General features: G+C 57.5%; 8 protein-coding genes. 5 read left to right on the top strand and 3 right to left on the bottom strand.

Going from position 1 to position 12,393, the window contains the following annotated elements; genetic code table 11:
• Positions 1-24: 24 nt before the first annotated feature.
• Positions 25-1,839: a glycoside hydrolase family 15 protein gene (locus tag AC4PCC_RS14040; protein ID WP_492124924.1), complete on the bottom strand. Its 1,815-nt coding sequence runs from the start codon at positions 1,837-1,839 to the stop codon at positions 25-27.
• Positions 1,836-2,411 carry a DedA family protein gene (locus tag AC4PCC_RS14035; RefSeq protein WP_067702565.1) on the bottom strand — a complete coding sequence of 192 codons (576 nt, stop codon included), beginning with the start codon at positions 2,409-2,411 and terminating at the stop codon, positions 1,836-1,838. Before AC4PCC_RS14035 ends, AC4PCC_RS14040 begins: the two co-directional genes overlap by 4 nt.
• Positions 2,412-2,639: 228 nt before the next feature.
• On the opposite strand from AC4PCC_RS14035, the gene AC4PCC_RS14030 reads away from it, so the two are divergent.
• The 3 genes from AC4PCC_RS14030 (at position 2,640) to AC4PCC_RS14020 (ending at position 6,977) form a co-directional block, all read left to right on the top strand.
• Positions 2,640-3,230 carry a Yip1 family protein gene (locus AC4PCC_RS14030; protein WP_067702568.1) on the top strand — a complete coding sequence of 197 codons (591 nt, stop codon included), beginning with the start codon at positions 2,640-2,642 and terminating at the stop codon, positions 3,228-3,230.
• Between the two features lie 174 nt (positions 3,231-3,404).
• The gene (gene pbpG / locus AC4PCC_RS14025; RefSeq protein WP_492124923.1) at positions 3,405-4,352 is read left to right on the top strand and encodes a D-alanyl-D-alanine endopeptidase; all 948 of its coding nucleotides are present in this window, start codon (positions 3,405-3,407) and stop codon (positions 4,350-4,352) included.
• Positions 4,353-4,532: 180 nt separating this feature from the next.
• The gene (locus tag AC4PCC_RS14020) at positions 4,533-6,977 is read left to right on the top strand and encodes a DUF3772 domain-containing protein (RefSeq protein ID WP_492124922.1); all 2,445 of its coding nucleotides are present in this window, start codon (positions 4,533-4,535) and stop codon (positions 6,975-6,977) included.
• Positions 6,978-7,087: 110 nt separating this feature from the next.
• Here the strand turns inward: AC4PCC_RS14020 and dld are convergent, their stop codons facing one another.
• Positions 7,088-8,821, bottom strand: a complete 1,734-nt coding sequence (gene dld / locus AC4PCC_RS14015; protein WP_492124921.1) for a D-lactate dehydrogenase — start codon at positions 8,819-8,821, stop codon at positions 7,088-7,090.
• Positions 8,822-9,015: 194 nt separating this feature from the next.
• On the opposite strand from dld, the gene bglX reads away from it, so the two are divergent.
• A complete protein-coding gene (gene bglX / locus AC4PCC_RS14010) occupies positions 9,016-11,313 on the top strand; it encodes a beta-glucosidase BglX (protein WP_492124920.1) in 2,298 nt (765 codons plus the stop codon).
• 100 nt (positions 11,314-11,413) lie between these two features.
• The gene (locus AC4PCC_RS14005) at positions 11,414-12,283 is read left to right on the top strand and encodes an oxygenase MpaB family protein (protein WP_492124919.1); all 870 of its coding nucleotides are present in this window, start codon (positions 11,414-11,416) and stop codon (positions 12,281-12,283) included.
• Positions 12,284-12,393 lie beyond the last annotated feature (110 nt).

The following is a 12,393-nucleotide window of genomic DNA, read 5'->3' as shown; positions in this document are numbered from 1 at the left end:
ATTTCACCGCTCTTCAGGGAGCGATCACGGCTGCCAGAGCGGGTCTTCACCGCTCAGCTTGCGATTCAGGAAAAATGCCGCGCTAATCAGCGCCAGATGGCTCAGGGCCTGAGGGGTATTACCCAGTGCATAGCCCTGACTGTCAAACTCTTCGGCGTATAGCCCCAGCGGGTTGGCGTAGCTCAGCAGCTTCTCAAATTCAAAGTGGGCCTCATTCACCCGACCCGCCCGCGCAAGGCACTCCACGTACCAGAAAGAGCAGGCGACAAAGGACCCTTCGGTTCCTTGCAGCCCGTCAGAAGGGGTCTCCGCCAGATTGTAGCGGCGCACTAATCCGTCGCTGACCAGCTTCTCTTTGATAGTATCCAGCGTTGACAGCCAGTCAGGATCGGTTGCGCCCACAAAGCGCACCAGCGGCATCAGCAGCATCGAGGCATCAACATAATCGCCGTGGCGCGTGGCGACAAAATGACCGCGATCCTCGTTCCAGAAATTGGCCCAGATATCTGCACGAATCGCATCCCGGGTCTCCGTCCAGCGCGTCCAGGGCACCTCAAGCGAGCGTTTCTCTCCCAGCCTCACCGCCCTGTCCAGAGCAACCCAGCACATCAGGCGCGAATGAAGAAAATGCTGCGGCTCGCCGCGCATCTCCCAGATCCCGGCATCCGGCTGATTCCAGTTGTCACAGAGATAATCGATCATGGTGGTGACGTGCATCCAGCCGCGGTGGGAGATCGCTTCACCGTACTTATTCGCCAGATAAATGGCATCCATCAGCTCGCCATAGATATCCAGCTGCGACTGATTCCATGCACCATTGCCGATCCTTACCGGCGTGGAGTTGGCATAGCCGGACAGATTCAGCAGCTCGCTCTCCTGCAACTCGGTGCCGCTGTCCAGCCGGTACATCACCTGGAGCTTTTCAATATCCTGATGGCTGTTTTCAACGCAGCGTCCCACCCAGTGGGTGAAATGTTTGGCTTCATCGACATAGCCAAGACGCATCAGGGCATACATGCTGAACGATGCGTCGCGCAGCCAGGAGGCGCGATAGTCCCAGTTACGTTCGCCGCCCAGCTCCTCAGGCAGCCCGAAAGTGGCCGCGGCCGCAATAGAACCGTGCCTGCGCGACGTCAGCAGCTTAAGCGTCAGCGCCGAGCGGTTGACCATTTCCTGCCAGCGGCCATGGTAGGAGCTTTTTGCACTCCAGCGACGCCAGAAGTTCAGCGTTTGCTGGAAACAGTTCAGCGTGGCCTCATCATCAAGCGATTTGTCATCGGCGCTGCCGAAGATAAATTCGCGGTGCTCGCCCGCCTTAAGAGTGAAGCGGGCGGTGGCCGCGCTGCCGTCCAGGGTAAATTCGACGTTGCCACACAGCCTCAGGGTGGGCTGATCGGCGGCAGTAAACAGTACGCTACCTTCGCTCAGGCTGGCCGAGGTGGTCGCGCGGGCATAGTCGTGAACGGGTGCGCAGCGCAGATTGATAGTGGCTTCGCCGTGCAGCACCTTTATCCGCCTGATCAGGCGCGGGCGATCCTCGTCTTCCTGGCAGACGGGCATATAGTCGGTGATCTCCGCCACGCCCTGACTGTCCAGCCAGCGGGTTTGCAGCAGGGTGGTATCGGGCAGGTAGAGCTGCTGACGGCGGGCATCTGGCCAGTCGGGCTGAATGCTGAAAACACCCGCCTCGTCGCCGTCCAGCAGGGCGGTGAAAACGGAGGGGCTGTCGAGATCGGGCCAGCAGAAATAGTCAATGGTGCCGTCGTTGGCAATCAAGGCACAGGTACGCAGGTCACCTATCACCCCGTGATCTTCAATCTTTCGCTTAATCTGACTCATTCTGCCTCTTTCTCGCGCGCCGCGCGCCGCTTAAAGTAAATTCGCACCGCCCAGACCAGACCGAAAATCAGCACGACCCAGAAAATTTGTTTCAGATGGCGATCCAGCGTATGCAGCCAGGGCGCGATGACCTCGCCGCCAAGGTAGCCCAGTGAGACAAAAATCACCGCCCATAGCATCGCGCCAATAATGTTCAGCGCCAGGAACTTCTGAGGTTTCAGCTTGCTGGCGCCGATAATAATCGGCCCCACGATGCGCAGCCCGTACATGAATCTGACGCCAATAACGAACAGCACGGGCCGTTTGCGGATGAGCCGGTTGGCCTTAGCAATCTGTTTCTGATGCTTTTTAAAGCGTTTAAGGATTGCACTACCGTAATAGCGGCCAATAAAGAAGAGTCCGGTGTCCCCCAGGATGCCGCCGAGCATCGCCACCAGTAGCACCCAGCCGTAGTGTAAAAGTCCCTCATGAGCCGCAACGCCGCCCAGCAGGGTGAAGGTTTCCCCTTCGGCGATACAGCCGATAAAAAGCGCCAGATAACCGTATTGTGATATCAGCCCGTTAACATCCATATGCGTAATCTCCTGCGGTTGATGCGCGTAAACCCTTAAGTCTAACCGCTATGGAATAAACCGCCGCGAAAGTTGTGATGAATTGTTTTTTATTCGCTGAATAATGAGGCAATTAAGCGAAACAGACCCTGCCTGGAAAATAAACAGTTCAACAGCGCTTATACTCAATAGCATCCACCGCCTGAACGTCTCAGGCTCGTCGAAGCGTCATAGCAGAGGAATGAAAAGATGAACCATGTCTGGGGACTTCTTGCGCATCCCGATCGTGAGATGCGTGATATTAAGCAAGAGAACGAAACGATCTCTCACCATTACACGCACCATGTTTTGTTAATGGCGCTGATCCCGGTTATCTGTGCGCTGATTGGTACCACGCAGATTGGCTGGGATCTCGGCGCGCGACATACCATTATGCTCTCGCTGGCCACCGCCGTCGGGTTGGGGATCCTTTTCTATGCGCTGATTTTAGGGGGCGTGGCGCTGATGGGACGGGTGATTTACTGGATGGCGCGGGAGTATCCTCAGCGCCCCAGCCTGCAGCGCTGCACGGTGTTCGCAGGCTACGTTGGTACGCCGCTATTTATCAGTGGCCTGGTGGCGCTTTATCCGCTGGTGTGGCTGTGCGTACTGGCGGGCGCGCTGGCGCTGCTCTATACCGCTTATTTGCTCTACGTTGGCATTCCGTTATTTTTGAATATCGATCGTGAAGAGAGCCTGCGCTTCTCTGGCTCCACGCTGGCGATTGGCATCCTGGTTTTTGAAGTGTTACTGGCCCTGACCGTGGTGATCTGGGGTTATGGCTACCGGCTGATAGCATGATTTCGCCGCCGGGCGTCCGGCGGCTATTCGGTAACGCCCGGAAACGAATATCCTGTAGTAAATTTTCAATCCTGCAGAGTATGATGCGCGGGCCAGCTCCCGCCGAGTGCCGTTGCGCGGGGGCGGCGTACGGACTCTCCGTACCAGAATCACCTTTCGATTAAGTTTTTAACGATGCCTGCGAAAATCCGCTTATCTCTTTTGACGTTAGCCCTACTTTTTTCTGGTCAGGGCATCCTGAATCAGGCCGTAGCCCGTCCGCTTCAGGCCGATGCTGTGCCTGTAGCGCAGCCGCAGATCGCCTCGGGTAGCGCGATGATAGTCGATCTTAATACCAACAAAGTGATTTACGCTAACCATCCGGACCTGGTTCGGCCGATGGCGTCGATAACCAAGCTGATGACGGTCATGGTGACGCTCGATGCGCATCTGCCGCTTGATGAGAAGCTTAATGTCGATATCAGCCACACGCCTGAGATGCGCGGTATCTATTCCCGCGTGCGCCTGAATAGCGAAATCAGCCGCAAAAATATGATGCTGCTGGCGCTTATGTCTTCGGAAAACCGTGCGGCCGCCAGTCTGGCCCACCACTATCCCGGCGGCTATGACGCCTTTATTCGCGCGATGAATGCGAAAGCGCGCGAGCTGGGCATGATGCACACCCATTATGTCGAGCCTACCGGCCTGTCGACGCAAAACGTCTCCACCGCCCGCGATCTCACCCGGCTGCTGATCGCCACTAAGCGCTATCCGCTGATTGGCCAGCTGAGTACCACACATGAAGAGATGGCTACCTTTAGCAATCCTCCCTATCAGCTGCCGTTTCGCAACACCAATCACCTGGTGTATCGCCCCGACTGGAATATCCAGCTGACCAAAACCGGCTTCACCAATGAGGCGGGACACTGCCTGGTTATGCGCACGGTGATCAACCGACGTCCGGTGGCGCTGGTGGTGATGGATGCGTTCGGAAAATATACCCATTTCGCCGATGCCAACCGCCTGCGTACCTGGGTAGAAACCGGTAAGGCCTCGCCCGTTCCTGCCGCTGCGCTAAGCTATAAAAAGCAGAAGGCGGCTGAAATCGTCAGCAATGGGGCAGCCGGCAGCGAGGTCGAGTAGGGCATCAGCCTTCCTTGTGCTGCGGGGAAGGCGTTAAGTTTTTTGCATCAGCAGGGTGTTACACAGCCGCCTTTTCGTGAGTAATCCTATAGTGCCCGTTTTGGCAAACGCATAAACTGGCGCGGGTTTTAACGGGTACTGTCTTCGGTGCCATCCATTGTTTGATATCTGGAAATTTTCATGTCTACGTTATTAACCTGGTTTCGCATATTTTTGCTGGCGCTGGTGACACTCTCTCCGGTACTGGCGCAGGCAGCCGATGACGCATCCGGGCAGAGTCAGGACGCGCCGGTGAAGGTCAATGCCGCCGTTGAACTGCCAAAGATGCAGAAAGTCCTCGATAAAATTAAGCAGCAGGTGTCGGGGGAGACCAATGACAGCAAGCTGAGCGCCCTCAATGATATGGCGCTGGAGCTGTCCAGCGACGCCGATACGCTGACGCAGGGGATCACGCCACAGCGCGCCCAGCTGGTGGCGCAGCTGGCGGTTCTCGGCCCACCGCCGAAACCGCAAAGCGGCGTAAAAGAGACCAGTGAGGTCACCAGCAAGCGTAGAAATCTGGAAAACCAGAAAGGCAAAATTGACGATCAAATCACCCAGGCCGAGTCGATTAAAAGCAGCGCCATTAATCTTTCGGCGCAGATCGTCAACCTGCGCCGCGATGCGCTGAAAACGCAGCTGGCGCTTAACGCGGGCAGCATCTTAGGGCCACATTTCTGGTCGCCCCTGTTTACTCCGCAGAGCGATGACAATCAGAAGGTCAGGGATTTTTGTGACGAACTGGCGCAAACGGCAGCGATGTCATGGGAACCCGGCTGGCGCCTGGGCACCGCGCTATGGATCGTGCTGTCGGTGCTGGTCGCCACGCTGGGACGCCGCTATCTGGAGCAGTTTCTCGCCTGGGTGGGGATTAATCTCTTACCCGAAGGGCGCCTGCGCCGCAGCTTCCTGGCCGCCGCGACCGCGCTGACCAGCCTGCTGGCTATTGTGCTGGCCTTTAACTTCCTTGACCTGGCCTTTACCCGCCATGACAACGTGGTGGACGACGTCAGGGATTTTGCCGACAAGCTGGTGAACCTGAGCATTTTATGCGGGCTGATTGCCGGACTGGGCAGGGCATTTTTATCCACCCGCCGTCCCTCATGGCGTTTACCCAATATCTCTAACGAAGTGGCCCAGGCTTTAAAACCCTTCCCGCCGCTGACCGCCGTGCTGGTGTTTGTTTTCCAGACGATCGAAATTCTTAACAGCAGCGCCAATACCAGCGTCAGCACCACCGTTTTTGCTAATGGCCTGACCGCGCTGCTGATTGGCGCAACGGCGCTCTCCATCAGCCTGCGTACCAATCGCGTGCGCCGCAAAATTATCCTCTCCGGCGCACAGCCGGAGGCGAAATCGACGCTGGTCGGTCTGATCCAGATGGCGATAACCCTGGTAGGCGTGGCGATTATGATCACCCTGCTGATTGGTTATATTACGCTGGCCCGCTTCCTGAGCTATGAGCTTATCTGGATTGGCATTGTTTTCGGCTCATTCTATATTCTCAGCCAGCTGGTGTCCGACGCCTGTGAAACCTTCTTCTCAACCAATACCTCTACCGGTAAAAGCATTCAGCGATCGCTGAACATTGATGAACGCCATCTGGCGCAGGTTTCGACCCTGCTGGGCGCCATCGGTAAAACGTTCCTGGTGCTGGCCGCCGCAATGGCCGCGCTAAACGGCACCTTCGGCAGCGGAACGCCGATTGAGCTGGTGCAAAAAGCCATTGAGTTTTGGGGCGGGAAGGGGCTGGAGTCTCTGAATATTGTCCCGGCGCACGTACTGAATGCGCTGCTCAGCCTGGTGGTTGGGATTTACGTCCTGCGCTCGGTGAAGCGCTGGCTGGAACATGACTTTCTGCCGAAGACCACCATGGACGTGGGGATGCGCGTTTCGCTGATCACCCTGTTCAGCAACCTGGGCTACGTGGTGGTGTTCCTGCTGGCACTCTCCATTATGGGTCTGCAATGGAACAAGCTGGCGTGGATCGTCAGCGCCCTGTCGGTCGGTATCGGTTTCGGCCTGCAGGAGATTGTGAAGAACTTTATCTCTGGTCTTATCCTGCTGACCGAGCGTCCGGTGAAGGTGGGCGATCTGGTGAGTATCAGCGGGATAGAAGGGGATATCCGCCGCATCAACGTGCGCGCGACCGAAATCCAGCTGGGCGATAAATCAACGGTGATTGTGCCTAACTCACAGCTGATCTCGCAAAACGTGCGTAACGCCACCATGGGCAATGCGCAGGGCGTGGCTACCATTACGCTCACCTTCCCGCTGGATATCGATCCTGAGAAAGTGCGGGATCTGCTGCTGGACGTCTATAACGAAAATGAGCGCATTCTGGATACGCCTGAACCGTCGGTCTCCTTCAAGGATTTGACCTCGGCTGGGATCGTGCTGGCGGTAACCGGTAACGTCGCCAGTCCGCGGCAGGTATCGGGTGCCAAGAGCGATCTGCTGTTTGATATTCTGACCCGTTTGCGCAAAGAAGGGGTGGTCCTCTCTACGCCGCAAACGATGATCGTCGAGCAGCGTAACGGCAATCTGGTGGTAAAAGAACCCGAAGGATCAGCGACTGAAGGGTAATAGGGCTTCTGGCTCTGGCCCGGCGTCGTCGCTGAATCGGGTTTATAAGCTGACTCTGGCTCAAAATGAGATGCTGATGCTGATGCTGAGTCAGCGTCAGCATACTTATCTCACTTCTGGTGACTGTCGCAGCCACACGCTGCCCAGTGCTTCGCTTTAGTGGTTTTGCCAATTCCCGGATTAAAACTGTTGGTCGGGTCGAGCTGCTGATAAAATGCCCTGAGCTGCGGCTTCGCCTCGTAGAGGTGGCCGACGTTGTGCTCGGCGGGATACTCAGCGCCGCGCGCCGCCAGAATAGCCAGCATCTTCTCTTTTAGCGCGTGGGCGTCCACGCCCTTTTTCACAATATAGTCCTGATGGAATACGTGGCAGAAAAAGTGGCCGTAATAGAGGCGGTGTACCAGCGCATCGTCGAACTCTGCTGGCAGGCGCTCGAACCAGTCGCGATCGTTGCGCTTAAGGGCGATGTCCAGCGCCAGAATATCCTCAACCTCATCGTGATGGACCGCATGATAGCGAACCGCCGCACCGGCTGCGGCAAAACGGTGCAGAAACGCCTTCGCTCCCTCTTCTTTATCGCATTCAAAAAAGGCGCCGTCCGCCTGCTGGAAAAAGGCATCAAGATAGCGACGCGCTTCCTCAATACCTTCACCGGACATTTTCAGCATCAGGTGATGCTCAAAGCGGTCGCGATACTGCTTAAGTCGCTTTGGCAGCGGAGAGGGAAGCAGATTAGCAAACTTCTGTAGCAGCCGATCGGTGAAGTTGGGTTTAACAAACGAGAGTTTTTTCAGCAGCGCGTCGGCGCGTCCCTTCAGGCTGAAGAACAGCGGCATTTTGTCGGTGCCGAGGCGGTCAATCATCATAAAGGTGTCTTTGCCATAGACTTCGGCAATATCGAAGATATCGCGATGCAGATACTCCCCGGCGACGGGCAGTTCGCGAAACTCACTGAGGATATGGCGGCGAAGCGTATCCAGCACGGCTGTGTCGTTGGTGCCAATGTAGAAAACCTGCTGAGTCGTATCAGCGGGGAAGGTATCCAGCCGCACCGCAAAGAGCGCCAGCCTGCCTGCACAGCCGGATGCCTCGTACAGGCGTCGGCCATCGGCATTAAAGCGCGAGGGGGTATCAGCTTCGATATCGCGCACGCGTTCGGCATACTCATGGTCGGAGGCGTGGCGCGTATCGTAGCGGACATCGCCCGGCTGCCAGGTTTCATCATCCAGCCGGCTGAGGATCTGTTCAGGACTGTTACCCAGTTCGATACCCAGATGATTCACCAGCTTCAGTGCGCCCTGCGCATCAATCTGCGCGTAGAGCGCCATTTCGCTGTAGGCGGGGCCACGACGGATCAGCGATCCGCCTGAGTTATTACAGACGCCGCCCAGCACCGACGCGCCGATGCAGGAGGAGCCGATCACCGAATGAGGCTCGCGACCCAGCGGCTTTAGCAGCTTCTCCAGCTGATAGAGCGTGCTGCCCGGCATCGCCAGCACCTGTTTTCCCTTATCCAGCAGCTGAATTTTGTCCATTCTCAGCGTGCTGATAATCACGATATCGCGGTCGTAGTCGTTGCCGTTCGGCGTGGAGCCTTCCGTCAGGCCGGTATTGGCCGCCTGCATCAGGATAATCACGTCTGCGCTGACGCAGGCCTGTAGAATGCGCCACTGTTCCAGCAGCGTACCGGGAAAAACCACCGCCAGCGCGTCACCCTCGCCGGAGCGAAAGCCGCGACGATAGCGTTCAGTGTCGCCGGGATCGGTAAGAAGATGCGCGCGTCCGACGATGCGCTTCAGTTCTGCTACCAGCTGCTGAGGGTCCGGGCGTGAAGAATTAAGCATAGACGTTGTCCTTTTCATTATCACCGCTTAACCTTAGCACCACTCCGCGCGTGCCGGTGGGGTAAAAAAGTCGATCGCGATCCCGTCAGTGGGTTGAATACTATCTGCTATCATCAACTTATGGCACACTGGCGTACCCGTGTCCTGTCGTGCAATCACTCACTGCTCCGCAGTTATTAAGAGAAACCAACCTGATGAAATGGATGTGCTCTGTCAGCCTTGCTGCCGCCCTGGTGCTGCACCCGGCTTTAGCTGAGGACCTTAAGGCTCCCCATGCCTTAACGCCGCAAGCCCGCGATGCTTTCGTGACCGATCTGCTGAACAAGATGACGCTCGATGAAAAAATTGGTCAGCTGCGACTGATTAGCGTCGGGCCGGATAATCCGAAAGAGGCTATCCGCGATATGATCCAGCATGAGCAGGTGGGGGCGATTTTCAATACCGTGACCCGACAGGATATTCGTGCGATGCAGGATCAGGTGATGCAGCTCAGTCGCCTGAAAATCCCACTCTTTTTTGCCTTTGACGTGGTGCACGGCCAGCGCACCGTTTTCCCCATCCCGCTGGCGCTGGCGGCCAGCTGGGATCTGGCGGCGGTGGCTGACGTGGGGCGGATCTCGGCTTATGAAGCCGCAGATGATGGCCTGAACATGACATGGGCGCCGATGGTCGACGTCACGCGCGAGCCGCGCTGGGGCCGGGTTTCCGAAGGGTTCGGGGAAGACACCTTTCTGACCTCGGCAATGGGGCGGGCGATGGTTGAATCCATGCAGGGTAAAAGCCCGGCGGATCGCTATTCGGTGATGACCAGCGTAAAACACTTTGCTGCGTATGGCGCAGTAGAGGGCGGCCGCGACTACAACACGGTCGATATGAGCCCGCAGCGTCTGGCGCAGGACTATCTGCCGCCTTATAAAGCCGCGCTGGATGCGGGGAGCGGGGGCGTGATGGTGGCGCTTAACTCGCTAAACGGCGTGCCCGCCACGGCAGACGGCTGGCTGCTAAAAGATCTGCTGCGCGACGAGTGGAAGTTTAAGGGCATTACCATCAGCGACCACGGGGCGATTAAAGAGCTGATCAAGCATGGGGTGGCCAGCGATCCGGAAGACGCGGTGCGCATTGCGATTCAGTCCGGCGTCAATATGAGCATGAGTGATGAATACTACAGTAAGTACCTGCCGGGCCTGGTAAAACGCGGGGCGGTAAGTGAAAACGAGATCGACGACGCCGTCCGCCACGTGCTGAACGTCAAATATGACATGGGGCTGTTTAATAACCCTTACAGCCATCTTGGGCCCAAAGAGAGCGACCCTGCCGATACCAACGCCGAAAGCCGTTTGCACCGGGCAGAGGCGCGTGATGTGGCGCGTAAAAGCATCGTGCTGCTGAAAAACCGTCTTGATACGCTGCCGCTGAAAAAGTCCGGTACCCTTGCGCTGATTGGGCCGCTGGCCGACAGCCAGCGGGACATTATGGGGAGCTGGTCGGCGGCGGGCGTTGCTGCACAGTCGGTGAGCGTGCTGCAGGGGCTGAAAAACGCGACGGCTGGTAAGGCAACGGTCCTGTATGCCAAAGGCGCTAACGTGACCGATAACAAAGGCATCCAGGATTTCCTCAATCTGTATGAAAAGGCGGTGACGGTCGACGCGCGTACCCCGCAGCAAATGCTGGATGAGGCGGTTGCCACCGCGAAGAAAGCGGATGTGGTTATTGCGGTGGTCGGCGAAGCCCAGGGCATGGCGCATGAGGCCTCAAGCCGCAGCGACATTACCATTCCCCCCAGCCAGCTGGCGCTGATCGATGCGCTGAAAGCGACCGGCAAGCCGCTGGTGCTGGTACTGATGAACGGTCGACCGCTGGCGCTGGTGAAGGAAAATATGCAGGCCGATGCGCTGCTGGAGACCTGGTTCAGCGGCACCGAGGGCGGAAATGCCATCGCCGATGTGCTTTTTGGCGACTACAATCCCTCTGGCAAGCTGCCGATGTCGTTTCCCCGCTCGGTGGGTCAAATCCCGATTTACTATAATCACCTTAATACCGGGCGTCCTTACGACGCCAACAAGCCGAATAAGTACACCTCGCATTACTACGATGCGGCTAACGGTCCGCTGTTTCCGTTCGGCTATGGTCTGAGCTACACCACCTTTACGGTGTCGCCAGTGGTGATGTCTGCGCCAACCCTGCCGCATAACGGTACGGTGAAAGCCAGCGTGACGGTTACCAATACCGGTAAGCGTGACGGCGCCACGGTGGTGCAGATGTATCTGCATGACGACATCGCCAGCATCAGCAGACCGGTCAAAGAGCTGAAGGGCTTTAAGCGCATCATGCTGAAGGCGGGCGAATCACAACGGGTGACGTTCCCGATCGACGTGCAGGCGCTGAGCTTCTGGAATGCGAAGATGCAGTACGTTGCTGAGCCAGGCAAATTCGGCGTGATGATCGGACTGGACTCGGTTCGGACGCAGGATGCAGAGTTCACTTACCCGTAATCTCTGCGGGTAAATCAGCCATAGCACAGCGTTTATGGCCGGGGTAGGGGCGAAATTTTCGCCCCTTATTATTTCGACTCCGCATTAATCAGGAACCCCTATGCTTTCGGTTCGCGACAGGATCCAGCAGCAGGTCTTTCGCCTGAACGGGCTGGCAATGAATGAATTTGATCTCTCTCAACCGGCTGGCGACCCGGGCCTTTACGGCCCGGACAGCGTAATCTGGCGCGTTCACGGCGACTTCTCGTCAATGCTCTGCGGCGGCATATCAGCCCTGCTGATGCAGATGCTGCATCCGCTGGCGCTGGCGGGCGTCTGGGATCACTCCCGCTTCCGGGAGGATATGATGGGTCGCCTGCGGCGGACCAGCCAGTTTATTGCCGTGACCACCTTTGGGAACACCCAGGACGCCGCTACGCTGATTGAGCGGGTGAAGCGCATCCATTTCCAGGTGACCGGCGTAGACGCCGCGGGTACGCCCTACGCTGCCAGCGATCCGGCACTGCTGACCTGGGTTCACGTGGCTGAAACCAGCCGCTTTCTTGCCGCCCATCTGCGCTATAAAAATCCGCAGCTGAGCCTGGCAGAGCAGGACTGCTACTATGCGGAAGCGGCGAGGGTAGCAGAAGCGCTGGGCGCGGAGGCGGTGCCGAAAACGGTCGCGGCCGTAGAGGACTATCTGGGGCGAATACGACCCCAACTGCGCTGCGACGCGCGTACCCGTGAAGTGCTTGCGCTGCTGATGAATGCCCCGGCACCCAGCTGGCAGGCAAAGCCCGCGATGCACGCGATGATGATGGCCGGTATTGAACTGCTTCCCGAATGGGCGCAGCAGGCGTTTGGCTTTCGCTTCTCGCCGCTGCGGCATCGGTTGATTCGCCAGCGCCTTGTCCTGCTTGCCGGTGTTATGCGCTGGTGTATCCGTCGCGGGGCCTATCATCGGGCAATGCAGCGGATGGGGCGTGATTAAGCGATACATCGGGCGCTAAGGACGACTTTGAGACTCTTCCTCTTGTTGTGACGTGGCGTAACAGGACATCCTGCTCTATTCTCCGGAAAAGGGAACCTTCCCACCATCGT

The sequence above is a fragment of the Erwinia sp. L03-1 genome, assembly GCF_058686115.1.
The sequence above is the reverse complement of the archived record's forward strand: the minus strand, read 5'-3'. Positions and strand labels throughout refer to the sequence as shown.